The sequence below is a fragment of the Bacillus sp. FSL W8-1127 genome (genome assembly GCF_038006725.1).
In the GTDB taxonomy this organism is placed as follows: Bacteria; Bacillota; Bacilli; order Bacillales; family DSM-4216; genus Bacillus_O; species Bacillus_O smithii.
Map to the genome: position 1 here is coordinate 2,928,102 of NZ_JBBOVU010000001.1, position 24,202 is coordinate 2,952,303.

At 38.6% G+C, this 24,202-nt stretch carries 24 protein-coding genes and 1 pseudogene; 10 read left to right on the forward strand and 15 right to left on the reverse strand.

What is annotated here, in order from left to right; translation table 11 throughout:
• Positions 1-10 precede the first annotated feature (10 nt).
• From NST12_RS13755 to NST12_RS13765, 3 genes are read right to left on the reverse strand one after another with little or no spacing between them, the layout of a single operon-like run.
• Complete coding sequence (locus NST12_RS13755; protein ID WP_048624011.1) at positions 11-541, reverse strand: NAD(P)H-dependent oxidoreductase; 531 nt, start codon at positions 539-541, stop codon at positions 11-13.
• 33 nt (positions 542-574) lie between these two features.
• A complete protein-coding gene (locus NST12_RS13760; protein WP_328202810.1) occupies positions 575-2,197 on the reverse strand; it encodes a DHA2 family efflux MFS transporter permease subunit in 1,623 nt (540 codons plus the stop codon).
• A 36-nt stretch (positions 2,198-2,233) separates the two neighbouring features.
• Positions 2,234-2,869 carry an HlyD family efflux transporter periplasmic adaptor subunit gene (locus NST12_RS13765; protein WP_328202812.1) on the reverse strand — a complete coding sequence of 212 codons (636 nt, stop codon included), beginning with the start codon at positions 2,867-2,869 and terminating at the stop codon, positions 2,234-2,236.
• Between the two features lie 1,004 nt (positions 2,870-3,873).
• Here NST12_RS13765 and NST12_RS13770 point away from each other — a divergent pair.
• Complete coding sequence (locus tag NST12_RS13770) at positions 3,874-4,329, forward strand: MarR family winged helix-turn-helix transcriptional regulator (RefSeq protein WP_048624015.1); 456 nt, start codon at positions 3,874-3,876, stop codon at positions 4,327-4,329.
• Positions 4,330-4,381: 52 nt separating this feature from the next.
• Here NST12_RS13770 and NST12_RS13775 read toward each other — a convergent pair whose 3' ends face one another.
• Positions 4,382-5,485 (reverse strand): ABC transporter ATP-binding protein, encoded by a 1,104-nt coding sequence (locus tag NST12_RS13775; protein ID WP_341101549.1) that lies wholly within the window; start codon positions 5,483-5,485, stop codon positions 4,382-4,384.
• A 113-nt stretch (positions 5,486-5,598) separates the two neighbouring features.
• On the opposite strand from NST12_RS13775, the gene NST12_RS13780 reads away from it, so the two are divergent.
• From NST12_RS13780 to NST12_RS13795, 4 genes are all read left to right on the forward strand, one after another.
• A complete protein-coding gene (locus NST12_RS13780) occupies positions 5,599-5,853 on the forward strand; it encodes an alpha/beta-type small acid-soluble spore protein (RefSeq protein WP_341101552.1) in 255 nt (84 codons plus the stop codon).
• Between the two features lie 142 nt (positions 5,854-5,995).
• Positions 5,996-6,772 carry an arginase family protein gene (locus tag NST12_RS13785; protein ID WP_327796514.1) on the forward strand — a complete coding sequence of 259 codons (777 nt, stop codon included), beginning with the start codon at positions 5,996-5,998 and terminating at the stop codon, positions 6,770-6,772.
• Positions 6,773-7,055: 283 nt separating this feature from the next.
• A complete protein-coding gene (locus NST12_RS13790; protein WP_341101554.1) occupies positions 7,056-7,817 on the forward strand; it encodes a 3-oxoacyl-ACP reductase in 762 nt (253 codons plus the stop codon).
• A gap of 89 nt (positions 7,818-7,906) precedes the next feature.
• Complete coding sequence (locus NST12_RS13795) at positions 7,907-8,101, forward strand: DUF1878 family protein (protein ID WP_340396210.1); 195 nt, start codon at positions 7,907-7,909, stop codon at positions 8,099-8,101.
• A gap of 140 nt (positions 8,102-8,241) precedes the next feature.
• Here NST12_RS13795 and NST12_RS13800 read toward each other — a convergent pair whose 3' ends face one another.
• The gene (locus tag NST12_RS13800; protein ID WP_341101555.1) at positions 8,242-8,454 is read right to left on the reverse strand and encodes a hypothetical protein; all 213 of its coding nucleotides are present in this window, start codon (positions 8,452-8,454) and stop codon (positions 8,242-8,244) included.
• A gap of 130 nt (positions 8,455-8,584) precedes the next feature.
• Between NST12_RS13800 and NST12_RS13805 the strand changes: the two genes are divergently transcribed.
• Complete coding sequence (locus tag NST12_RS13805) at positions 8,585-8,959, forward strand: hypothetical protein (RefSeq protein WP_003352638.1); 375 nt, start codon at positions 8,585-8,587, stop codon at positions 8,957-8,959.
• 227 nt (positions 8,960-9,186) lie between these two features.
• On the opposite strand, the gene NST12_RS13810 is transcribed toward NST12_RS13805, so the two are convergent.
• A complete protein-coding gene (locus tag NST12_RS13810; protein WP_341101557.1) occupies positions 9,187-9,549 on the reverse strand; it encodes a hypothetical protein in 363 nt (120 codons plus the stop codon).
• A 560-nt stretch (positions 9,550-10,109) separates the two neighbouring features.
• Between NST12_RS13810 and NST12_RS13815 the strand changes: the two genes are divergently transcribed.
• The 3 genes from NST12_RS13815 to NST12_RS13825 all read left to right on the forward strand — a co-directional run bounded on the left by NST12_RS13815 (position 10,110) and on the right by NST12_RS13825 (position 13,070).
• Positions 10,110-10,469: a P-II family nitrogen regulator gene (locus NST12_RS13815; protein ID WP_327796520.1), complete on the forward strand. Its 360-nt coding sequence runs from the start codon at positions 10,110-10,112 to the stop codon at positions 10,467-10,469.
• A 5-nt stretch (positions 10,470-10,474) separates the two neighbouring features.
• Positions 10,475-11,779, forward strand: a complete 1,305-nt coding sequence (locus NST12_RS13820; RefSeq protein WP_341101560.1) for an ammonium transporter — start codon at positions 10,475-10,477, stop codon at positions 11,777-11,779.
• A 322-nt stretch (positions 11,780-12,101) separates the two neighbouring features.
• Positions 12,102-13,070, forward strand: coding sequence for a bile acid:sodium symporter family protein (locus tag NST12_RS13825; RefSeq protein WP_341101562.1), 969 nt, complete (start codon positions 12,102-12,104; stop codon positions 13,068-13,070).
• 279 nt (positions 13,071-13,349) lie between these two features.
• Here NST12_RS13825 and NST12_RS13830 read toward each other — a convergent pair whose 3' ends face one another.
• The 5 genes from NST12_RS13830 to NST12_RS13850 form a co-directional block, all read right to left on the reverse strand.
• Positions 13,350-13,595: a hypothetical protein gene (locus tag NST12_RS13830; RefSeq protein WP_341101565.1), complete on the reverse strand. Its 246-nt coding sequence runs from the start codon at positions 13,593-13,595 to the stop codon at positions 13,350-13,352.
• Between the two features lie 286 nt (positions 13,596-13,881).
• Positions 13,882-14,154, reverse strand: a complete 273-nt coding sequence (locus NST12_RS13835; protein ID WP_341101567.1) for a hypothetical protein — start codon at positions 14,152-14,154, stop codon at positions 13,882-13,884.
• A 402-nt stretch (positions 14,155-14,556) separates the two neighbouring features.
• Positions 14,557-14,895, reverse strand: coding sequence for a hypothetical protein (locus NST12_RS13840; RefSeq protein WP_341101569.1), 339 nt, complete (start codon positions 14,893-14,895; stop codon positions 14,557-14,559).
• Positions 14,896-15,593: 698 nt separating this feature from the next.
• Positions 15,594-17,057 (reverse strand): hypothetical protein, encoded by a 1,464-nt coding sequence (locus tag NST12_RS13845; RefSeq protein ID WP_341101571.1) that lies wholly within the window; start codon positions 17,055-17,057, stop codon positions 15,594-15,596.
• A 121-nt stretch (positions 17,058-17,178) separates the two neighbouring features.
• Complete coding sequence (locus tag NST12_RS13850; RefSeq protein WP_341101573.1) at positions 17,179-17,571, reverse strand: hypothetical protein; 393 nt, start codon at positions 17,569-17,571, stop codon at positions 17,179-17,181.
• A 138-nt stretch (positions 17,572-17,709) separates the two neighbouring features.
• On the opposite strand from NST12_RS13850, the pseudogene NST12_RS17160 reads away from it, so the two are divergent.
• Positions 17,710-17,805: pseudogene (locus NST12_RS17160) on the forward strand (ATP-binding protein); the annotation flags it as partial.
• A gap of 592 nt (positions 17,806-18,397) precedes the next feature.
• On the opposite strand, the gene NST12_RS13855 reads toward NST12_RS17160, so the two are convergent.
• The 4 genes from NST12_RS13855 to pseG form a co-directional block, all read right to left on the reverse strand.
• The gene (locus NST12_RS13855; protein ID WP_341101575.1) at positions 18,398-20,587 is read right to left on the reverse strand and encodes a glycosyltransferase; all 2,190 of its coding nucleotides are present in this window, start codon (positions 20,585-20,587) and stop codon (positions 18,398-18,400) included.
• A 356-nt stretch (positions 20,588-20,943) separates the two neighbouring features.
• On the reverse strand, positions 20,944-22,089 hold the full coding sequence (gene pseC / locus NST12_RS13860; protein WP_340396726.1) for a UDP-4-amino-4,6-dideoxy-N-acetyl-beta-L-altrosamine transaminase: 1,146 nt from the start codon (positions 22,087-22,089) through the stop codon (positions 20,944-20,946).
• Between the two features lie 13 nt (positions 22,090-22,102).
• Positions 22,103-23,155: a pseudaminic acid synthase gene (gene pseI / locus NST12_RS13865; RefSeq protein WP_340396721.1), complete on the reverse strand. Its 1,053-nt coding sequence runs from the start codon at positions 23,153-23,155 to the stop codon at positions 22,103-22,105.
• 4 nt (positions 23,156-23,159) lie between these two features.
• A complete protein-coding gene (pseG, locus tag NST12_RS13870; protein WP_340396719.1) occupies positions 23,160-24,200 on the reverse strand; it encodes a UDP-2,4-diacetamido-2,4,6-trideoxy-beta-L-altropyranose hydrolase in 1,041 nt (346 codons plus the stop codon).
• Between the last annotated feature and the right edge of the window lie 2 nt (positions 24,201-24,202).

Sequence of the window (24,202 nt, forward strand, 5' to 3'; positions counted from 1 at the left end):
GGTCATCCCCCTATTCTTCCTCTGCCATTTTCTTGGCCACCCGAGCCACCCGCTCACCAAGGGCCCTTCCCAATTCCAATCCATTGTTGTCAATCGGTTCAGGGGAGTCAGGCGGACAGCTGATTCCCACGCCATAATATGAACCGTAAAAAGCATTTTCAGGAATATTCCCCGGCAAGCCGACGACAATCATTCCATGGTGAAGCATGGGGGTGATCAAATTCAGCATGGTGGATTCAACACCGCCGTGAATCGTAGCAGTCGTGCAAAAAACGGCTCCAACTTTATTCACCAGCTTTCCTTCCGCCCAAAGGTAGCCGAGACGGTCAATCCAAGTTTTCAAGCCTGAACTGACCGTGCCAAAATGTCCCGGTCCTCCCCAAATAATGGCGTCCATTTCCGGAAGTTTATAAATATCGGCATCCTTCACATGATCGATGAGGACTTCCGCTCCGGGCACTTTCTTCGCACCCTCCGCAATGGCTTCAGCGAGAGTTTTGGTATGCCCGCCTTCGCTGTCATACACCACATAAATTTTCATAGGGTCTACCCTCCTGTTCTTTGAAACTTAAGCTTACACTTCCTTCGGCCGCTCAGAAGGAGAAGGAAGCATTGGAACATTCCGCTTTCTTTTTGCCGCTTTATCGCGTACTTTGTCTTTTCGGACATCGCGCAAAAATAGACTTAGGATGAGCCCGACGATACATAACCCGGTTGCCCAATAAAAGGCATCATTAATTCCATTCACATTGGCTTTCAGCAAGATTTGGCTGTAAAGCGAAAAAACAGAAAGTTGCTGAGCCATTTCCACCGGCAAATGCGTCGCCCCCGCCATCGAATGGACAAAAGCTTGAAACGACTGCATAAACGTTGGATCAGCTGTGCTCATGCCATCCGCCAAGTTCGCATAATGGAAATTGGTTCTGTTGGAATAGATAGTGGTAATTAAACTGGTTCCTAACGCACCGGATATTTGGCGAAGCGTATTCGTCATCGCCGTTCCATGGCTGTTCAAATGTCTAGGCAATTGATTCATTCCGGCTGTCATAATCGGCATCATTAATAACGACATTCCAAAAGAACGAATCATGTAAAGGCCTAAAATATGTTCATAAGAAGTATGGATGGATAAGCGAGTAAATTCATAGGTTGTCAAGATCGTGACAATTAAGCCAACTGCTGCAAGCGGCCGGGGTCCTACTTTATCAAACAGCATACCTGAGACGGGCGACATCACCATCATAACAAGTGCACCCGGAAGCATTAACAATCCGGCCTGAAGCGGTGTAAATCCCCGCAAATTTTGCAAATAAATCGGCAGCAAGAAAATGCCTGCAAACATGGCCACTGTGATGATCGCGCTAATCACATTGGATAACGAAAACATGTCGTATTTAAAGACACGAAAATCAAGAATTGGTTTTTTCGATGTTAATTGTTGAATGACAAAGGCTACAATGCCTATCAAACCAATGACAATCGTTGTGAGGACAACAGGATCCGTCCATCCGTCTGTTCCCGCTTCACTGACTCCATATAATAGCGAAGCCACGCCTATTAAAGACAATAAAGCTCCCAAATAATCGAGTTTGATCTTTTTCGGCTCCATAATGTTTCGCAAGGTAAAGAAGGAAATCAGAATGATTAAAATTCCCAGCGGCACCATGGCGTAAAACATAATACGCCAAGAATAGTTTTCAATCACCCATCCTGATAAAGTAGGGCCGATGGCAGGCGCAAACATCATCGCCAAACCGAAAATCCCCATCCCTCTTCCGCGCATTTCCGGAGGGAAAACAAACATAATGATCGTCATAACGAGAGGCTGCATCACTCCGCCGCCAATCGCTTGAATTAAACGACCGATTAACATGGTGGAAAAATTAGGGGCAATTCCGCATATAAAAGTCCCCAACGTAAAAAATACCATGGCCACTAAAAACAAAATCCGGGTGCCGAAACGTTCGATTAAAAAGGCTGACAACGGAATCAACGCTCCGTTGACTAGCATGAATCCTGTAGACAGCCATTGGATCGTCGTAGCTCCAACCCCAAAATCCGTCATCATATGGGGCATGGCAACGCTTAGAAGCGTCTGATTCAAGATGGCCAAAAACAGCCCCAGCATGAGGACCGCCAATAACGGGATATGCTGCCGGATTCCTCGGTTCGTTGTATCAGCTGATTCAGAAGCCATTCTCGACTGCCTCCTTTCCGATTGAATTCATGACGATTATTTAGAAATTTTCACTTCTGCGTTCATGCCAGGCAGAACTTTATCCGATGGATCTTTGATCGAAATTTTCACCGGAACTTTTTGTGTAACTTTTGTGTAGTTTCCGCTGGAATTTTGTTCAGGTAATAAGGAGAAAACAGAGTTCGTTGCATAGCCGATTTCTTCTACTTTGCCATCAAATGTTGTATCCGGATCGCCATCCACCGTTATGGTTACTTTATCTCCTTTTTCAATGTCCTTAAGATCGGTTTCTTTAATATTGGCCACAATGTAGAGGTGACTCAAGTCAGCTGTTTGAGCCAACGTTTGTCCCGCTTGAACAATTTGATTTTTTTGCACTTGATTTTTAATAATGGTCCCTTTTTCAGGAGATGTTACCGGAATCGTCGTTTTGCCGTCAGAAATTTTTCCAAGCAAATCGTCCTTCAAAACTTTATCTCCTTCTTCTCCGGTCCAGTCCACTAATTTTCCGGAAGTTGTCGCCACAACCGGAACCATATCCGCTGATACTTTTGCATCATCAGTTTTCAAGTAGTTCGTGGTTTGATAGTAATAATAAGCTCCTCCTGCCAACAACAAGATCACGACAATGATCCCTACTAAATTCAATAGAACTAAACGTCCTCTTGACATTCTCTTTTTCTCCTTTCATCTATTTATACTTACTCTATGCATTTAACATAAATAGAAACCGGAAGTTTTTCACAAAAAACCTCCATGAAGCGAACCCAGTATAAATGAGTCATTTCCATCCCTTAGAACAAAAAAATTCCTGTGAAAGGTCATTTTTTTGCTCAAGACACCTTATCGCCACCCCTTTGAAAAACCGTTTTTCAACGAAAGAATCATTACTTAATTTCCGCATTTCTTCCTTGGTGATGCAGGTTTTTCAGAAATCCATCATCGGATCCTTTCGTCCGGATATACCATGAATAAGTAAAAATCCTCCACCCAGGATCCGCCGTTCAATCAAACCGTTCGAAAACAATTCCAGTCGCAAGCGGTTTAATTTTTCACTAATGCCATTCTTTCGAAACAAATTTCCGAAAGAACTAGCAATCTCCCAACTTCCTATTTGTGGATTAGTTCACAATCCCTTTTTTAGCCATAAACCATGCTAAAGAACTGAAACGGATGGTTAACCTTTTTTCCATTGTCTGCATACAAAAGTTCGCCGCTTTTGAAATTTCGTCAACCATACGGAATGGAAACGACCGATGGTGAACGGTTCAAGTATTCTTATTGAAGTGAGCACTTGATTTTTTATGGATGGATGACAGCGATCCCATCATGCCTACTCCTCGGCGATGGAATGAATCAGGTCATGTTGATGGCACTCGGCTCACTCCTTTCCTAAATAAAAATTTAAGCGATTTAAATATTATTACAGACAAGTTCACAATGTCAACCATTTTGTCACAATTTTTTTTCTTGGATTCTTGCTCTTTTCGAAACGAGAAAAATGCGTCTGATCTCCCAATAAAAGCGCATTTATGAGAATAAAAAAATAAAAGTAGTACCTTCTGGCCAAATCATCCTACTTTTTATTTGTCTTGTGAAAGTTTGACAACACCTTTTAAATTGTTTAATATTTAATTAGGTAAAATATCAGCAGGGATATGAGAGGACGAATGAAGATGCTCCAATACGAAAAAGAGTTTTTAGATAAAATGGAAATGATTATGGTTTCTATTAGTAAAAAACTGCGCCCATTGATAGAAAAAAATATGCAGCCATTCGGGATTACCGGGCCCCAGTATCATATCATGAAAATGTTGAAGCGCGAAGGTCCTGCCCGAGCGACTCAATTAGCGGACATGATGAATGTGAAACCAAGCGCCATTACTGTGATCATTGATCGATTAATTGAACGCGGGCTTGTCGAAAGGTGCCACTCCGACACAGATCGACGAGTAGTCATGATGCAATTGACGAAAGCCGGCGAAGAGCTGGTGGAAACTGTCAGTGTATCTTTCAGTCAACTGATGGGCACCTTTTTTTCTCATTTTTCCAATGCGGAATTGATGACCTTTTACCAATTATATAAAAAGCTCGATCAAGTCATCGACGAGGTTTTGTCCGAAGAAAAATGATCCCCTTTTGAAAGCAGGATAGATCAACGTCGAACAAAAAGTCGGTTCCTGCTTAGGAGCCGGCTTTATCGATCCGCCATTTCGTTTTTGCATCAAAAAAGCAGGATTTCTCCAGTTGAAAACGAAACGCCGCCTGTTCTCCCGCTTTCCATCCTTTATCGGAAGGCACTTTGGCTAAACATGGTTGACCTCCGACGTGAAAAGACAAGATGGTTTCGGCCCCCATAAACTCGACTAATTGAATATTCGCCGTCACGGTTGCAGAATCTGTCATCCCCTCAGAAAACGCGATAATGTGCTCCGGGCGAATGCCTAGAAGGACCGTTTGCCGATCATACCCGCGTGCTTTCAGAAACGATGCTTTCTGTTCCGGCAGCTTAAAAAGCAGGTCGCCGATCTGAAAGAAACCATTTTCCAACCTTCCAACGAAAAAATTCATCGCGGGGGAACCGATAAATTCGCCGACAAATTGATTAGCCGGATTTTCATACACTTCTTGCGGTGTTCCCACCTGCTGAATTTCCCCCTCTTTCATAACAACCAGCCTTGTCCCCAACGTCATGGCCTCTACCTGATCATGCGTTACATAAATAGAAGTCGTTTTTAGTTGTTGATGAAGCTTTTTAATTTCATTTCGCATTTGAACCCGGAGCATCGCATCTAAATTGGATAGCGGCTCATCGAATAAAAACGCCTGCGGATGACGAACGATGGCCCTTCCCAGCGCTACCCGCTGCCGCTCGCCTCCCGACAACTCCCTCGGCTTCCGATCCAGTTTTCCTTTTAACCCCATCACATCCGCCGCCCATCGCACCCGCTTATCGATCTCTGATTTAGGGAGTTTTTGCAGCTTTAAACTGAAAGCCATATTTCCGTAAACGGTCATATGGGGGTACAAAGCGTAATGTTGAAACACCATGGCCAAGTCACGGTCTTTCGGTGGAATGTTGTTGATTAATTTTCCGCCTAAATATAAATTCCCTTTCGTGATGTCTTCAAGACCCGCAACCATTCGCAGCACCGTTGATTTTCCGCTTCCAGACGGACCTACAATCACGAGAAACTCTTGATCTGAAATATGTAATGAAAAATCCCTTACCGCCTCTATGCCGCCGTGATACACTTTAGAAACGTGTTCAAACCGGATGTCAGCCATTCATCATTTCCCCTTCCCGAACGCCTTTCTCCCTTCAAGTATAAACTTTCCCATGTGTGAAGCAAAAATTTTTTCTAATCGGACACACTATCAACGAAAGGAGGAATGCGATCATGGCAAGGAACAACAGGCCTCTTGTACCTGGTGCCAGGAAAGCGCTCGACCAGCTGAAAGCGAATATCGCCGGCACTTCTCGTCCCCAAGATGCCAAATTTGAAACGGCAAAAGAAGCGGGCGTTCCGTTAAAAAAAGGGGATAACGGCGATCTGACATCTGAACAAGCCGGAAAAATCGGAGGAAAGATCGGCGGAAATATGGTGAAAAGATTGATTGAATTGGCAGAAGAAAACTTAACGAAAAGAAAATAAGCACGTGGTCTCCTCCATGCCCCTTATAAAGGAGGAGTCCTTTTTTCATTCGCTGTGAGTTTTGTGCTATAGTAATAGAATAGAAAACCGAATGTCGCTTCATTCTCAAAACCTATGATTCAACCAAAGGGAGATGAAAACAATGGGTTTAGTGAATAAGGGTATGACGGTTTTACATTTTGATGAAACATACAAACTGCAGTCAAAACTTCAGCTTTTTCCTCACGAAAACATTGACTTCTACGATCTCCAACACGTGAACTTATACTGCGAACAAGATTCTTTAACCAAAATTGAACAACGTCTTGCCGAAAGACGGAAAAAAGGGATGACGCTGATCGGAAGCGGAAACTACCATTATGTCACATCCTCTTTGTTAAAAGAAATCAAAGAGCCCTTTACGCTTGTCTTATTCGATCACCATCCTGACATCGGCCGTTCCGACGAATCAGACACATTGCTTTCTTGCGGATCATGGGTATCCTATGCCCTAAAGAACATTCCCATGCTGAAAAAAGCCGTGATCATTGGACCAACCTCTCTTAAGAATCAGGACTCTTCTTTGCCTAATGCGACCATTTTTCCATACAACAGCCACAGAGTTTCTTCCAAGATGATTCTTTCCAACATACCAACAAACACCGTTTATATCAGCATCGATAAAGATGTGCTCAAGAAAACAGACGCCATCACCAACTGGGATCAAGGACAAATGTCTCTCGCTTCATTGCTCCATTATATAGAGGCACTGCTGCAATATAAAAACGTATACGGAATGGACATTTGCGGAGAAGCAAAATTCTCGCCCGATCAGTATTTCGATCCAAACTTTCAAGAAGCCCTTCGCAAAAACGAATCCGCCAATATCAAAATTTTGCAAACTTTTTTTGAAGGAGCTTCCCATCTAAAAGGAGCATAACGAGATAGTCCTTCCATCCACGCTTGTTACATTTCTAAAAATATATGCCACTTTCAACGGAAGTACTGAAATGGTCGTATGAAGAAGACTTCAAATATTGAAACGGATCCAGTTTGCACCAGCAGAGGGAAGCAAATCCATTCGTTCATGCACTGCTTTCCTTTTTCGGGAAAGCAGTTTTTATTTTGCTTGAACGGCAATCCTGCCATACAAATTGAAAAGATCCATAATGATGAATGAAGGAACCCCTTCAAAAATTTTTTGCCAAGAGGAGGAAGAACAAATGAAGATCAATGAGCAGCTCGTATTAGTAACCGGCGGAAGCAGAGGTCTTGGAGCGGCAATAGTCCGTTCTTTTGTCCGAGAAGGAGCACAAGTCATCATCAATTATTACCAAAGCAAAGAAAAAGCTGAAAAATTGGCGGAAGAACTCGGACCTCGTACATTGGCGCTGCAAGGAGACGTCCGCAGCAAAGAAGATATGAAAAACCTGTTTCGAAAAGCAGAAGAGCATTTCGGAAAATCGGTCACAACCATTATTCATAATGCCCTGATTGATTTTCAATTTGATTCCGATAACAAAAAAGACGCCTTTACGATTGAATGGGAAGATGTTCAAAAGCAGCTGGAAGGCAGCGTACGTGGAGCGCTGAACATCATTCAAGCCGGTTTAGAAAAAATGAAAGCCTCCAAATTCGGCCGAATCATCACCATCGGAACCAATCTTTTTCAAAATCCCGTCGTTCCCTATCATGACTATACAACAGCCAAGGCGGCATTGCTTGCTTTGACAAGAAACATGGCACAGGAATTAGGCCCATATAACATCACCGTCAATATGGTGAGCGGCGGATTGCTTAAGAAAACCGATGCCAGCCGAGCCACTTCGGATGAAGTATTTAAACTAATTGAAGCATCCACTCCGTTAAGACGTGTGACTTCTCCGGAAGAACTGGCAGACGCCGTCCTCTTTTTCGCTTCGCCGTGGAGCCGCGCCGTCACGGGTCAAAACTTAGTTGTCGACGGCGGATTGGTGATGGACTAACGAAATGGCACTTACATTTGCATATGGGAACATGGAAAACTTGGTTGACCCGAAAACGCCGTCCCTGATTTTGGAGCCTGCTCGCCCCAATGAAATCAACCGAATGTAAGGTTTTTTTGAATGCCGAACAAGAAATTGAAAAATTAAAGTATCATCAAAGTTTATTGTTGACGATGCTTTTAGATAAGGAAGATACGGATTTTTCCTTTTTTCATATGATTTTAAATTATGATTTATCGAGCGAGGAAACGAAAGAAATGATCCATTCGGTCTCAAAAAATTAGACATACGAGGAATTCGCTTCTTCTATTAAAAGAATAAAAGAAAGTTTAAATGCAGAGTATGTATTGAAAAGCTTAACCGCACAAAACATCCATAAAGAAATTATTTTGAAAAATAGATGAAAGGACATTTTGATTCCGTCCTAATGAGGAACTTGGATGATGCTGACAAGTAGATGATCAGCATCCTTTTTTGTCCGCTTAAATCTTGGATCCCCTATACCAATCAGTTGAAAAAAACAAGCCGGCTCATGTTGTTTTCCCTTTCCTCTAACAAGGCCCGCCGTTATTTTGGATTCCCAAGCCAAAATGTATGTACGTCCATTTTCTGTTCCGCCTATATACGTATTTTCCACATTTTGTCCTTTTTTCGCTAAAACGAAGGCTTTTTACCTATTTCTCAAAAACAACCATTTTTTGTCATCCTCCAACTCATCTTTTCGAACAAACAACATAATATGGTAAAGGAAAAAGGAGGTGAACAACATGGGAATCCGATTCATTAAAATCGCGGTTGTTTATTTTGTCATTGGCATTTTATTAGGATTATATATTTCGTTATCCCATTCATACATCCTAAGCGACGTGTACACATCCATTCTTTTGCTCGGCTGGACATCCTTAGGCTTAGCCGGACTGATTTATCATCAATTTCCTCAACTCGGCACCAATGCTCTAGGAAAAACACATTTTTGGCTGTATAACATTGGTTTTCTAGTGTTGATAATTGCTCTCGCTTATTTGCAGTCAGGATATCCGTCGGCCGAACCTGCAGCGTTGGTAGGACTCATTCTCGTGGTCATTGCGGTTATCCTTTTTGCCATCAATGTCTTGTCTAATTTGAAAAATAGCAGCACTTAAGTACGGTGCAACTTCCATCAGCGGGGTGACAGAAAAACCCCGCTGATGGTTAGTGGAGCAATCGGTCATTTGAGGAATTTTTCTTTTATCTGAATATCTTTTGAAGCAAAACTTCCAAAGCAAAATCATAGATGTCGTAACAGGTGTTGGTATATTTAACGAAATCACAAAAGAAGACGTTCATTGTTGACTAAATGGAACGTCCTATTTTTATTTTTTCTTGATTATCATCCATAGGCTTTATATCCCAAACTTTGATTGATTCGTTGGACGACAGGTGATTTTTGATGACCATTTGGATCTAGTATTCCTAATTCGCCAGCTCTTTTTAACGCTTGAATCAGAAGTTCGCTGTTCCCATTGCTGCGAAGTCGACGTTCTTCTTCTGCTGACATGTGAATCACATTTTCTGTATGAATGGGGCCTGTTGCATTTTCCATCATATCTCGAAAACCTTTACCATCTAACATCACCCAATTATTTTTTTCCTCTATTACATGTCCTTTATATCCATAAAGAGAACGAAGCAACAAAAGTTGACAATTAGAATGAAAATTGGCAATCTGTTCTTGGTTTAATCTACTAAACATGATTCTCACTTCCTTTCTATTTATTGATATGGAATGCTCATAAAAACAATCATCTATTCCAAGAATCATTTTGGATAACGATTGAACAGAAATACCACTACGGCTTTTTACTTCAACATGGTAAACCATCTATCCCCTTCAACTTCAGCGATTCCTATAACAAAGATTCTTTCATTATGAACGGATTGGATTGGCGGCGTTGTTCCTATCCTTCTTGAATAAGCTCAATCATAAAGTGCCCATTCTACTCATCCTTCATTTTTATCGGCTTTATAAACTAAATTTTTATAATGTTGCTAAAAATCCAAATATCTTTCATCACCTCCGTTTTAATGGACTAAACCGTCCGTCTAAAAAACGATAAACGCGAAAAAGCGAAAAAGAATTCGCCGAAATGTTCATCTATTCCGATGAAAAAGCGGACTTTCCAGCTAAAACAGGCTGGCAAGTTCGCTTTTTTCTCGTTTTACAAATCATTGGTCGTTGACAGAAACAAAAATATTGTTATAATTAATATCAAATTAATGTTAGAAAATCTAACATGAATCGGGTGCAATGAAATGAAAAAGATCGAAGCCATTATTCGACCGGAAAAAGTAACCGAGACGATTAAAGGATTAAAAAATATAGGGATTACAGGTTTTACGGTTTCTCAAGTAGTCGGCAGGGGGAAACAAAAAGATACTCAAGGGGTGTATCGGGGAAAAAATTATAAAGTGACGCTCCATCCTAAAGTGAAATTAGAAATTGTTCTATCGGATTACATGGTGGAACCGACCGTTCAAACGATTATTCAATGCGCACAGACAGGAGAAGACGGCGACGGGAAGATCTATGTCTATCCGATTTTGGAAGCTTATAATATTCGGACCGGTACATCCGATTGGAGCATTGATGATTTAGCCAATCAAGGAGGATGAGATCGATGCAACTAACCTATATCAATACCGTTTGGGTTTGTCTCGCAGCGGCGATGGTGATGTTCATGGAAGGCGGATTCAGTTTGCTGGAATCCGGTTTCGTTCGCACGAAAAACGCGGTGAATGTCACGATGAAGATTTTTGTTGATTTAACGGTTGGCGCTCTGGTCTTTTGGATCATCGGCTTCGGCATTATGTTTGGGAAAGACGCTTTCGGGTTGATCGGCACAAGCCTTTTTGGCAGTCCTGAAAAAATCCACCTAACCCTCCATTTGCCGAGTGCAGCCTACATTTTGTTTCAAATGGGATTTGCGGTAGCCTGCATTTCCATTATTTCAGGAGCTGTAGCGGAGCGGATAAGTTTTAAAGCTTATGTGTTAACAGCCGCTCTGATTGCGGGCATCATCTATCCTCTTTCCGGACACTGGATTTTTAACAGTGAAGGCTGGCTTGCTAAGATGGGAATGAAAGATTTTGCCGGATCAGCGGCCATCCATGCAGTCGGCGGATTTGCTGCTTTAGCGATGGTCAAATGGCTCGGACCGCGCAAAGGGAGATTTAACTCGGATGGCAGCGTGAATGTATTTGCTCCCAGCAATATTCCGTTAGCTTCGTGCGGTGCGTTTATTTTATGGTTCGGCTGGTTCGGTTTTAACGCCGGAAGCACATTAGACGCTTCCAACACTCATCTAGCCTCGATTGCGTTAAACACGATGCTGGCCGGGGCAAGCGCCGGTACTTCCGCCCTTCTCTTTACCATTGGAAAATACGGAAAAGCAGATCCAAGTTTAACGATCAACGGCGTTTTATCGGGTTTAGTCGCCATCACAGCGGGCTGCGCGTATGTCTCGGAGTGGAGCGCAATCATCATCGGAGCTGCGAGCGGAATCATCGTCATTTATGCGACGCTTTTCATCGATAATTTAAAAATTGACGATCCGGTCGGCGCGGTTGCCGTCCATGGCTTTAACGGCGTATTCGGCACGATCGCCGTCGGTTTGTTCGATTCCACGCAAGGGCTGTTGACCACCGGGCACTTCTCCCTTTTAGGCGTTCAGCTGCTGGGATCCATCGTGGTCATCGCCTGGGGCCTAATCAGCGGCACAGTCATTGCGAAAGTAGCTGAGAAAACAGTGGGATTCCGCGTCGAAGAACGAGAAGAAGACGAAGGGCTGGACATGGCTTACCATGGAATCCCGGCTTACAACGATTTAGAACGATTTGCAGACATTCCGAGCAATCTTTATAATTTTGAGGAATCCACCGGCATCACCATCGCCCCCGTGGAAAGCAAAAAAATCTCCGGATAATCTTGATTGGCTTTTCATAAGACTATAACCACCTCACAGGTCGGCTTAACAAGCCGGCCTGTTTTGTTTATTGCTTCTTCCAACCAATCTCATCTTCATTTCGTACCTATCTCTTCCATTATCTCTGAACTTCTTAAGCTTCAAAAGCACTCTTTTTTCCCCACAAGGATACAATAAGGATATAGTCGTTGAACCGTTATCGTCATGGCCAAAAAGAAGAACAGGAAGTATCTAAACTTTTTTCTTTTCGGTCTTTTCGATAAAATGGAAATATCCGTTTTCATAAAGAAACAGAATATTTTGGATGACAGAGGCGAAAATCATGTTACAACAGTTCAATGCACAGCTGGAAAAAAGAATGCCGATTATCACGCCGGTCAGCGTGATCCTTGGCGTATTATTCGCCCATTCTTTGCATTCCTTTGCTTTTTTAGTTCCGTGGCTTTTTGCATTTATGACCTTTGCCGGCAGTTTGAGTTCGAATTTTCGATCGTTTAAAGAGGCCGTTCTGCACCCGCTGCCTATTTTTCTGACGATGGCCATCCTCCATATTTTCATGCCGCTTGGCGCATGGGCTTTTGGCCATCTTGCTTTTCATGGAGATCTTTACACGATCACAGGGCTCACTTTAGCGATGGCCATTCCAACCGGCATCACAAGCTTTATATGGGTTTCCATTTATAAAGGAAATATTCCTCTTACTCTTTCGGTGATTTTGATCGACACGTTCCTCTCGCCGTTAATCGTTCCTTATACGGTTTCCTTCTTCATCGGAGCCAAAGTGGAAATGAACACGATGGATATTATGAGTGGATTGATCGGAATGATCGTCATTCCGTCGCTGATCGGCATGCTGGCCAACCAAATTTCAAAAGGAAAAGCCAAGGAAGTGCTTGCCCCTCGCTTGGCCCCGTTTTCGAAAATCTTTTTAGGAATCGTCGTCTTAATCAACAGCTCAGTGATTGCTCCGTATTTGCGCCATATCGATTGGAAACTGGTCGAAATTGCGGCGGCTGTATTTTTGATCGCTTTTAGCGGCTACTACCTGTCCTTTATTATCGGCCGGATATTCAAACAGAAAAAAGACACAGTGGTCGCGATCACATTCCTTGGAGGCATGCGCAACATCAGCGCAGGTGCGGTCGTCGCAGTTTCTTACTTCCCGGCCAAAGCCGCCGTTCCCGTTGTGATCGGCATGCTCTTCCAGCAAATCCTCGCCTCCACATACGGACACATCGTGGACCACTATTATCGAAAACAAGCTAAAGCTTTTGAAAAAAGGGTGTCTTAGTAGCGTTAGAGGATGGCAAAATCAATTAAAAGTAGATCGTATGATATCAATTTTTAAAATTGCAGCTAATTCCAGAAATGAAGTAGTTTATATGAAAAACGTGTTAGAAGAGGAGCTCGTAAATGAAGCCGAATTTACAAACCGAAGGGATAATCATTTCTGAAAGCTTTCATAATAAGAGGAATAAAACATAAATGAACGTGCCAATTGTTGAGGGCTTCTTTTGAATGAAGTCCTCATATTGATTCATGTCGTCAAAACGTTCATACCTCAACTTCATCAGTTGAATCCTCTTAGTACAGATGGTTGTCTTAGTTCAATAAAAAGCTCATCATTCTTTGTGTGATAAACAATGGTATTTTTATTTGATTTTAATAATTCCTTCGTTGCTTCTTGTGAATCCTTGATTGGACGAATCAACGCGACATCATCGACAATCTTTTTATTTTCAACTATATGGGCATCTATAACTGACATTAAAACGTATTGATCAGGATAAATTTCACGTACTTTTTGCCATTTCACTTTCCCCGCCCCCATGTGCAAAATTTAGATTCGATAATTTTATTGCTTTTTCTTAAAAATTCATATTAATTTCTTTTTTGAATTTTATAATACTGAAAGTCGTTACAAAATAATGGGTCTGGGCCCCTTCTTCAAAGTATTCATCGTCACTGAAATTAGCATGAACTACTCCTTTAGATAACATTCGATAAATAATGGACTCTACGGATAACACTTTCAATCATGAGAAAAAAGTGAATACTAATGCGAATCCTTTTCTTTTACAGGTTCAGAAAATACCCAACTATCATCCTAACCTTAGATTGTCCCCAATCAAACAATACCCCTGTACTTTTCCCTCACCAATTAACCGAATACGTTTATCCGTTTCAAAAATAAAAGTTGTTCTATCACCTTCATTCAATGAGAAGTCTTTAATCTTTCTTATGTTAACTTCCCAATACCCTTTATATTCATTAGTATTATCCATAAGCTTTATTTCTAAGGAGAAACAACTTAATTTAATGTCCTTACCGTATCTATTTTGATAATTAATATTGAGGATATTATACTGTTCCATATTAACAAACCCTTTCATAACTTTTATGAGGATACATTAGTATTGTGATTTGAATTTCCCTTAAAACTTTTATCGTTAATAATTTTTTCACCTCTGATACGCTTAAAAAATTATAGAAAACATGTTTAGTTAGATACGTATTAGAATTTAATTTATGGTTATCATCAGAATGAATTATTTCGAGAATTTCAACACTAACGTACCAGCTTCAGCGACCATTAAAACAGTCTCAATCCAACAATGCGATTAACTTTATACAAATCCAACGAAAAATGATTACTTTACATAATCTATTTTGATGAGGAAAATAAGAAGAGATCACATAAGGTGTTCTAAAAGAGTAAACTACTTTATTGTGACTAACGAAAAATTGTAATACTCTTAGTGATTTAGAAAGTTATATCACTTTTTACATTTGCTTATTGATGAAAGTAAATACGATAGATGTTTTCGTATTTTAGTATCAAGATTGCAATAATCTTCCCAGACTTCTATAGATACTTGTTGACCTTGTTTGAATTCTGTATAAAACCATTTGGAAAGTTCATCAAAAAATGTCGCAGAAATAATTCCATGATTACGAAGCTTAGCAGCATTCAGCAACCATCCGTAACCAGTTTCAAATTTATTTTGGTAGCCAAACACTTTGGTCGCTAACTCTATTATTTGAGATTCATATTTTGAATAATTTTGATTCCGGATAGTTAAATCTGTATTACTTATAATTTTTACAAATGGCACCAATTTTTTATCCTCACATCTTTTTTTAATAAATCATTTAGGTTTCTTCTACTTACGTTTTAGCTGATGTAGATATCCAAGCCACTTATTTTAATCATGCTCAAACGCAATTCAATCATCTTATATCAATTTTTTAGTCGTTACATTTTAATCACTGCTTTCTTAATTTTTTGATTTAATTTTAATAAACCCTTTAGTTTTGCGCCACTTTCGTCATTAAATATGTAGAAAGATATACAATGATTAACATCAATTTTCAGTAGATCTTTTATCTCTTTCCTTACTTATACTGCTTATTTTCAAGAATTTCTAAAAAATTCTATAATAGCACAAAAAATTTTTGAATTACGATCTTTTTATGTAAAAGTCTGGTCTTGTGTAATAAGAAAAGATTTTGCTCAGCACTTTAAACATGCCCATCCAAAATTTGTATTTGAATATGAAAAAAAGAGTCCCATAATGAAACTCAGGAAAATTTTATTTTGCTTTAAACAAAAAGGATTTCGCTCCAAAGAGAGAAATCCAAAATGTTGATTATACATTATGTACATGTATACTTCAAAAGATAGATGTATACTTATTTATTATTTGATTAACCTTAAAATAACCATCCTCATTTATATCCTATAAGCTGCTAAGAATTATAGGCTACTATTCTTGATAATATGCTATAAAAAATCACAATGTAAGCTCTAATACTAGCTTTCAGATGGCCACCATAACATTTCTTTAACCTTTCTTTTGCTCACGCGGCCATTTTCTATAAAAACTTGGGGAAATCCCGCTGAATAGCCTCTTACATTTTCCTTTCCAAAAATATCTATAATTCTTTGGCAAGTGTTTGTAAAAGAAGTATCGGGGTGCTGTTTCATGAACTCCTCAAGCGCATCTCCTTCAAACCATTCGTCTTTTCCTTCTTCGCCCAAATAACCAATGATCGAACATTTAGTACCGCTCTCTTTTATATTTCTTTTTGCCGTGAAAATACTCCGGTAAACAAAATCGTCCGATGGCAATGAGTATCCAGCAAAAATTAAATGTTCTGCTTTTTCAATTGCCACTTTCATATCTCTCTGTATTTCCTCAATAAACGGAGGAAAGCTGTTTTTAAAATTAGTCTGCATCACAATCGAAGTATGATGGAGTTCTGTGATAGAGCCACAGTGTGTACATTGCACGACATCATATTTTCCTTCTTCTAACGCCTTCTTCTCTTCTTCTGATCGCGGTTTTCTTGGAGATAAAGAAGGCAAAAGCAATGGAGGAAACAAATCGTCCGAATCAACCTTCCACTGATTGCCTAAATAAAACGTCAATTTTCCACAGTTAGGACATTGACGAAATCCATGAGATCCGTGCGGAAAATAAAATTTACCAATCCGTACTCTTCTAGAATCATATTCGGGGTCATTCAACCGTTGGACAGCCGTTTCATTCATCGGGAACCAAGGTCCGGGTGTATCTGAATCTATCTTTCTCACGGCCATAAAATGGGCAAAATCATTAAAAAGCTTCATAGGCTGCGGCGGAATACCAATGTAAGGTTTCATTTCCGATTTATTCATTTCTCTATGCGCATTAAAAATGAGCCATAGAAGCAGTGGGTCCCAGTTCATAGAAACAACTGCATAACTGAATAAGTAAAAATTCCGATCACTATAACGAAATTGTTTTTCTTTCATTAACCCCTCTTCAATCATGAATTCGGTCAAAACTTTTGCAAATTCATAATATTGACTATATACTTTTTTCTTTTTCGTATCCGACAATAATTGCTGATAGCCGATTTTATGAAAAGTAATGACCAACATATCCAATGTTCTTCTCGCCATTATCAATTTTTCCGGGCGAATAAATGTTTGGTCCATCCCATAAAACCCATTGCCCGATTGTATATGCATATCCAATAAATTATAAACATCTTGCAATTGAAGTTGTCCGTTTTCTTGAGGACATCTTTTAATGACCAATTTCAGCGTATCCCAATCATATAAATTGCGAATTTCGCTTACTCTTTCCGCAGAAAAACCAAGCTGTTCAGCCGCTTCCTGTCTTTCCGAATCTTCCCGGTTTGACAGAAGAGTCAACATGGCACCGAATTGTTTTTTAATTGTATAATTTATATTAGGAAAAACATGATTCAACCGTTCATTTAAACTCATTTCATGGTCCTTCGATAAACAAAAAAGTGTGCTCCCTATTTGGAGTGTTGTCTGCATACCAAGAGGCGCCGTTGCTCCAGATCCCCAAAAAATGACATTTTCAGGTCAATAAGGTTCATACTTATTGTACATAATCTCCACCTAATTCAATGGCAATCACTTTACCATCATCTTCATTACTTAGTGCCAGCTTTACAATATTTTGATTCTTGTAAAGATTGTATATCAGATCTGCCAGGTAATTTTCCATACCCTCATTACTTACTTTATACCACTTATTTTGCCTTTTAACTTTACAACATAGATCATCTTTTTTATTTTGATCAACTTTTTGATTATCTTTTTGATTTTCTTCATCTTTTGTCAATATCCATACATTATAAATTCCTTTATCACTAATCGTATTAGTGTTAATGGAATATTCACTTAAAGAAGCTACGCGGATTTGGATTTTTTTCCCGTCAAATTTCATGTGACTAATTTTTCCAATCGTAACGTAATTTTTCTCTTCCATTGATGATCCTCCAATCAAACTATAAGTAATATGTACCGATTCTATTTTACTATTTTCTTTCTTTTCTAAAAAAATGTTATAAATTTTTTTCCAACTAAAGTTTCCTTGCTGTTTAAGGCAAACTATTAAGAAATTTAACAAGCAGTGATTGATAGATTGATACATCACTCCCATTTAATCATTTTTAAAGGCGATAGTCATCGCTATAAAGATTCAATCTCACTCAACCAATAACGGAATTTGGCAAGTGACATTTTTAATTTCCATTTCATGCATTTTTTACTTGCCAAAAACATTTACATGCGGCTTCTTCGGACAGTTTCTTGAAAAAGTAAATGAAAATAATTGTAAAATAAACATATCACCACTCCCGTCATGAGCAGCGGCATTTAAATACTGCTAAACATTTTTTATTGCCGCTATTCTTGATACCATCTCTTTCCATTTATTCCTAGTTGAGCCACTTTAACGGGAGGTAAAGGTAAAGAAAAAAGCTTGAGCTATGAAAGATTATAAGAAGCTGAGGTCCAGTCTAACAAAGAAGGTTTAAACAAGCCGCATTCCCATCTTCAAAGCGTTAGAAACTTGCACCTTTTGTTTAAATCAATTTTTAACTCGAAAACGTGCTGAACTCTGACAAAAGGCTACTTTGTTGATAAAAAGAGAATATTATTATTCTTTAAGAGTTAAAAAGAAGAGCCCCCACCTTTTAGTAAAAATGAGGACTATTTTACTTTTCTCTGCTTATGTCTATTTCTACAAAAACCTTGGAAAAATCCAGCCGAATAACATCTCACATTTTATCTGACAAAATATCTATTTCGTGTTATTTGAAGTATCTGTTTTTCTCAATTTTACAAAAAATATCTTTCATCTGTTCATGTGTCGATAATAACAATTGCGCCCTTTGCAATGCCTTTTTAGACATTTCCGAGTAGAAATCTTTATTCTTTACATACTTAACTATCATTTGTTTCATTTCTTCATAGGAATCAACGCCAAAATCACTTCCTGCAGCAATAAAAACATCTCCGCTGTTTAATGTTACAACAGGCAATCCTTTAAACATAGCCTCTGCCACTGAACTCCCTCCTCCCGTCCTTTTCGGATTAACATACAGATCACACAACTCTAAAATAGCCAATACATCTTCTTGAAATCCTAGACACGTTGAATTCTTTTTTAGATAATTATTTGCCCTTACAAAATCAGTGTATTTTTTAAACTCACCAATAAACACAATATGAATGTTTAATTGTTTTATCATCTCAGTAAGCAGTTTTATAAAAGTTTCCGTTATCTCTTCATCTAACCTTGTTCCTACAATTGCAATCAAGAATTTATTTTTTGGCAAGTTTAATTGAGTTTTTGTATATTTTCTTTGCTGCGGCTTAAAATCAAAAGTAAATACACTCTCTATTACCTTTTCTTTATTAAAATCAAATTCTTTTAGTAGCTTGACATCATTTTCATTTACTTTTCTACCAATAACATACATATTTCCTTCGCTTAAAGGTAAACCACTAAAAACTGTGGAAATAGTAACAACAGGAACTATTTGGCTACATAAATCCGAATTGATACTGCCTCCACCAATTTGAAGAACAAAATACGGTTTCCGTTTTTCTATAAATTCCATTATATTAATAATTTCATCCATATCGGGCATTTGGTAAGATGTTTGATAAAACGGAATTTCGATATCTTTATATTTTATATTTCTATAGTTTTCTAATTCTTTCACTTCATTCCCAATAATAACATTATGAAAAGGAGAAAAACCTTTCGATGTTAACAACTCTTTTGTATTTATCAACATTACCTTTTTACCTAAATGCGTTATTAAACTGTAACATCTATCAAGTGCGGTTTTTGTAGGTGCATGATTTAAATTCAAAAATTGGGATGTTAAAACAACAATAAAATTTTTGTCCCGTTCTTCTTTAGGGATAAACTTATATCGATTTTTTATTTCTTTTCGAAAACTGTAGTAAATGTCCCTATAAAGTTTTCTTTGCAAAATAGCGGTTTGATAATCCCATAAATCTTGATTAACAAAACCTAACCGTATACATTGATATAAATAAAAATACTTTTCATATTTTCCTATTTTATGACTTTCTAACAAAACTGAATGGATTCTATTATAATATTTAGAATTAGGTAAAATATTCACTAAAAATGATAGAATGAATATTTCTACATATATATCAAATGATCGACTTAAAAGTTCAAACGATTTTATATAAAAATTTTTTGTAAAATAGTTGCTACTCACTATGAAATTTTTTAAAGATTCAAAATAATCCCGGAAAAATTTAAAGGACCTTAAATAACTATTTTTAGACTCATGTAATTGATTTATTAATTGTAGAGCATCATTAATAGATAAATTTTTACTATATATTTTTGTGTTAAAATAACTTATTTTCTCTTTATTTTTAGTTCCTTTAAGAGAGATTATCACTTCTTCCCCACTTGTTGGTTCAAACAAATAATAATTATTATTAAAAAAATACAATTTTTGAATGGGTTTAACATGTATTGATTTAGACAAATCCTCAAAATTTGTTAATGGAACACAAAAGTCCTTGATTAATTTGTTAAATTTTTCCTTGTAAAAACTGTCATTAATATAAATTGGCTTAATAATACTTTCATCTATAGTGAACTCATGCCTTAAAAGCTCGTTATATATCTTTTCCAAATGAACGTTGTAATGAATTTGATCATTCGCAAAGAAAATAAACTGCTGGAAAACTTGATGATATATTCTATAAACTAAAATTAAAAATTCCTCGATATTCGAAAGAAAATAATAGCTATGGTTTTCCAATTTATCCATGAAAATCGTCTCAATAATATGTATAACGTCATGTGGTTGAATATTGTTTTCTACTATTCCATTTAAAATATGCACTTCAAACTGATTGTCGTCAAACCTTTTTATGAATTTATCAAATTCATCCTTACTTTTTATGTCATCTATAAAACATAATAAGACTTTTTTTTTCATTAAATTCATAACCTCTTTCAACCATTTTAAAACTCTTAATTTAAAACTTCATTTGATTATTTTGATATAAAAAAGTTTTGTCAGAACACCGACTCCCAAAACCTTAAAGTAAAGAATATCTGTTTTGAAACAAAACACCTTGCAGACCGCCATAAATATTTTTTAACCAAGTTTTTTTATCAAAAGTATTTATCCAACTCATTAGAGTCTGGAATCTCTTTTCAACCATCAAATATAATGGATGGACAAGTCCTAAAAGAACTTGTCTCTTTTGTCAAATTCTCTTAAGAAATTGTCCATTTTCCTAAAATGAAGTTCATACGATAATGATTTAACTAAAAAGTTAGTAACTCAAATTATTTGATATGTTTCTTCACCGCTTCCACTACATCATGAACATCTTCATCCGTCATTTTCGGAAAGATCGGCAGCGTTAACGCTTGTTCATACCATTGTTCCGCTGTTGGACAAAGGCCTTTCTTATATCCTAATTTTTGATAATATGGATGCCAATAAACCGGAATATAATGAACATGGACACCAATGTTGTCCGCACGCAATCTTTCAAATATTTCTCTGCGACTACGCTTTAACTTATCCAATTTTAATTGAAGTATATATAGGTGCCATCCGGATTTGGTTTCTTCGAGCTGGTGCGGAAGTATAACGGCATCCATTGTTTTAAATGCTTCATTATACATGTTGACAATTTCCCGGCGTCTTTCAATAAAGCGATCTAATTTATCCATTTGCGAAATACCTAGTGCCGCTTGAAGATCCGTCATGCGATAGTTGTATCCTAAATCGACCATTTCGTAGTACCAGGGACCTTCATCTCGTGATAGATTTTCTTTTATGATTCCATGAGAACGGAATCGTTTTAGCTTTTCATAATACTCTTTTGAATCAGTGACGATGATACCGCCTTCTGCTGTTGTAACGGGTTTAACGGGATGAAAGCTGAACATCGTCATATGGGCTCGAGTTCCGACTTTCTGTCCTTTATACTCCGCACCAAGAGCGTGTGCTCCATCTTCAATGACAATTAAGTCGTGCTCTCGGGCAATCTCCATGATGGCATCCATATCAACAGGTTGCCCGGTAAAATCAACAGGAATAATCGCCTTCGTATTTGGTGTAATATGTGTTCGTATTTCTTGAGGATCAATGTTGTATGTCCTTTTATCAATATCGGCAAAAACAGGCTTCCCGCCACAATAAAGAACCGCATTGGATGTAGCGGCAAAAGTGATCGGAGTGGTAATCACTTCATCTCCCTTGCCGATGCCGGCCGCAAAACAAGCTCCGTGAAGAGCTGCCGTTCCATTGGAAAATGCAACGGCATATTTCGCACCGACATAGTCGGCCACTTTTCGTTCAAATTCTTGGATTTTAGGCCCTTGTGTTAAAAATGAAGACTTCAGCACTTCAACGACCGCTTCAATATCTTCATCCGTAATCCATTGACGCCCGTACGATAAGAAAGTTTTCCTCATTTTTATCTCTTCACCTTCATTACAATAATATGTCCCAGCTTAATGGTGTTCCTTTTTTTACATCTTTTTTTACTGTTCTTCCTAGAACCAACTCATAATATTTGGGCGATAAGCCGTGTCCTGGACGGATGGCTCGAACATTTTCTTTCGTAATAATTTCCCCCGCTTTTATATCTTTCGCAACGTAAAGAGAACGACGATGTTCCAACGAAGGCTTTTCTACTTCAGTGGGACCGTAAGAAACCTTACCGAGGCTCAGCCAAGCCCGTTCTGTTTCTTCCACGAGCATTTTCATTTCTTGAGGCTCTAATGAAAATGCCGAATCGACACCGCCTTCAGCGCGGGAAGTGGTAAAATGTTTTTCGATAACGGTTGCTCCAAGCGCTACAGCGGCAACGGAAGTGCCAACGCCCATCGTATGGTCGGACAGCCCCACTTCAACGCCAAATAATTCGCGCATATGAGGAATCGTGGCGATATTAGAATTTTCCGGGGTGGCGGGATAGGTACTCGTACATTTTAACAAAACAATTTGATCATTTCCTTGTGAACGAACAGCTTGAACCGCTTCATCCAGTTCCGCGACTGTCGCCATTCCCGTCGAAATAATCACGGGTTTTCCGGTCCCCGCGACTTTTTGGATCAGCGGTATATCGATATTTTCAAACGAAGCAATTTTATAAGCCGGCACATTTAATGTTTCTAAAAAATCAACTGCCGTTTCATCAAAAGGAGAACTGAAAGCAAGTAATCCATGTTGTTGGCAGCGTTCAAAAATCGCTTCATGCCATTCCCATGGAGTGTACGCTTCTTTATATAAGTTATATAATGATTGACCTTTCCAAAGATTTGTATCGCTCTTAATAAAAAATTCCCCTGTATGAATATCCAAAGTCATCGTATCAGGGGTATACGTTTGCAGTTTAACTGCGTCGACACCTGCTTCCGCGGCAAGGTCAACGATTTTCAAAGCCCTTTCTAAAGATTGATTATGGTTTCCTGACATTTCCGCAATGATAAAAGGTTTTTCACCTTTTCCAATTTTTCTACTGCCTATTTGAATTGTTTTCATCTTATCACCACATTTCTAACATTGGAGTCACCCATGGATTCGGTCCATCAGGATTTTCTGTCAACTGCAAACCTTTTATACTCATTTTTTGGATGGTTTCTTTTTGTTCAATTATCTGGTAGAGCAGTTTTTCGTATGTTTTGCTTGTTACTTCTTCATGCCAGCCGAGATTAATAACGACTCCAAGCTGTGCAGCCATTTTCGTTGTTTCCATTTGGTTATCCGCAACAATTGTGCTTGAAGAAGGCAAACCAACATAACAACGCTCCCATGTAGTACTTCCGCCAGCTCCAATGGAAAAATCCGCTTTCGCCATCAATGATGCCAAATAATCGATTTGACAATGGTACGCAAAACCGAACTTTTCACAATATGTATGCACAGCTTCTTTATCGGGATTCGCTTGTCCCACAACAACATCCACATGATGAAAAGAACCATCAAAATTTTCGAAAGCCTTCATCACTTTTAACGTTTCTCCAGTTGGATCGCTTCCACCCATAAAAATAAGCAAATTCCGTACAACACCTTCTCTGTGGCGTATCTTTTCACGAATTTTTGTAAACTCTTCTCGTAAAATTAAATATTTAGGTCCGAGCAGCTTTTTACAATGCTTCGGGACAAGGTGATCGTACCGATGTTTATAATTATTTACGACATTTTGGTCAAGTAATATGTCGCAATCATGAGAGCGGTTTGCTAAATCATCAATGACAACCAGTTTTTTAACAAAAGGGCGAATCATTTTTTCCCATTTTTCATCAATCCTATAGTGATCAATGATACAAATATCGTAATCTTGCCTCAAAAACAATTGCCGAATTTCCATTACATCTTTCTCGAATTGAAAATCACCTTCGTACTGCAACATTTCAACGTGAAAGCCTTGTTTTTCAACAACAGCCGCTAAGTGGCCTTGAAGGTTTCTCATGGCAAAAGTAGTTTGATGACCACGCTTTCGCATTTCATGGGCAACCGTCAAACATCTCATCACATGACCTGTACCTATTTGCACAGACGCATCTGTTCGTATTAAAATATTCATCT

Excerpts from the sequence above, each read along its gene's own strand:
- NST12_RS13790 (WP_341101554.1), top strand. The coding sequence starts at position 7,056 with ATGAAGATCAATGAGCAGCTCGTATTAGTAACCGGCGGAAGCAGAGGT.
- NST12_RS13835 (WP_341101567.1), bottom strand. The coding sequence starts at position 14,154 with ATGGAACAGTATAATATCCTCAATATTAATTATCAAAATAGATACGGT.
- NST12_RS13810 (WP_341101557.1), bottom strand. The coding sequence starts at position 9,549 with ATGTTTAGTAGATTAAACCAAGAACAGATTGCCAATTTTCATTCTAAT.
- NST12_RS13765 (WP_328202812.1), bottom strand. The coding sequence starts at position 2,869 with ATGTCAAGAGGACGTTTAGTTCTATTGAATTTAGTAGGGATCATTGTC.
- NST12_RS13825 (WP_341101562.1), top strand. The coding sequence starts at position 12,102 with ATGTTACAACAGTTCAATGCACAGCTGGAAAAAAGAATGCCGATTATC.
- NST12_RS13780 (WP_341101552.1), top strand. The coding sequence starts at position 5,599 with ATGGCAAGGAACAACAGGCCTCTTGTACCTGGTGCCAGGAAAGCGCTC.
- NST12_RS13845 (WP_341101571.1), bottom strand. The coding sequence starts at position 17,057 with ATGAGTTTAAATGAACGGTTGAATCATGTTTTTCCTAATATAAATTAT.
- NST12_RS13785 (WP_327796514.1), top strand. The coding sequence starts at position 5,996 with ATGGGTTTAGTGAATAAGGGTATGACGGTTTTACATTTTGATGAAACA.
- NST12_RS13820 (WP_341101560.1), top strand. The coding sequence starts at position 10,475 with ATGCAACTAACCTATATCAATACCGTTTGGGTTTGTCTCGCAGCGGCG.
- NST12_RS13855 (WP_341101575.1), bottom strand. The coding sequence starts at position 20,587 with ATGAAAAAAAAAGTCTTATTATGTTTTATAGATGACATAAAAAGTAAG.
- NST12_RS13775 (WP_341101549.1), bottom strand. The coding sequence starts at position 5,485 with ATGGCTGACATCCGGTTTGAACACGTTTCTAAAGTGTATCACGGCGGC.
- NST12_RS13770 (WP_048624015.1), top strand. The coding sequence starts at position 3,874 with ATGCTCCAATACGAAAAAGAGTTTTTAGATAAAATGGAAATGATTATG.
- NST12_RS13795 (WP_340396210.1), top strand. The coding sequence starts at position 7,907 with ATGAAATCAACCGAATGTAAGGTTTTTTTGAATGCCGAACAAGAAATT.
- NST12_RS13815 (WP_327796520.1), top strand. The coding sequence starts at position 10,110 with ATGAAAAAGATCGAAGCCATTATTCGACCGGAAAAAGTAACCGAGACG.
- pseG (WP_340396719.1), bottom strand. The coding sequence starts at position 24,200 with ATGAATATTTTAATACGAACAGATGCGTCTGTGCAAATAGGTACAGGT.
- NST12_RS13805 (WP_003352638.1), top strand. The coding sequence starts at position 8,585 with ATGGGAATCCGATTCATTAAAATCGCGGTTGTTTATTTTGTCATTGGC.
- NST12_RS13755 (WP_048624011.1), bottom strand. The coding sequence starts at position 541 with ATGAAAATTTATGTGGTGTATGACAGCGAAGGCGGGCATACCAAAACT.
- NST12_RS13760 (WP_328202810.1), bottom strand. The coding sequence starts at position 2,197 with ATGGCTTCTGAATCAGCTGATACAACGAACCGAGGAATCCGGCAGCAT.
- NST12_RS13850 (WP_341101573.1), bottom strand. The coding sequence starts at position 17,571 with ATGGAAGAGAAAAATTACGTTACGATTGGAAAAATTAGTCACATGAAA.
- pseI (WP_340396721.1), bottom strand. The coding sequence starts at position 23,155 with ATGAAAACAATTCAAATAGGCAGTAGAAAAATTGGAAAAGGTGAAAAA.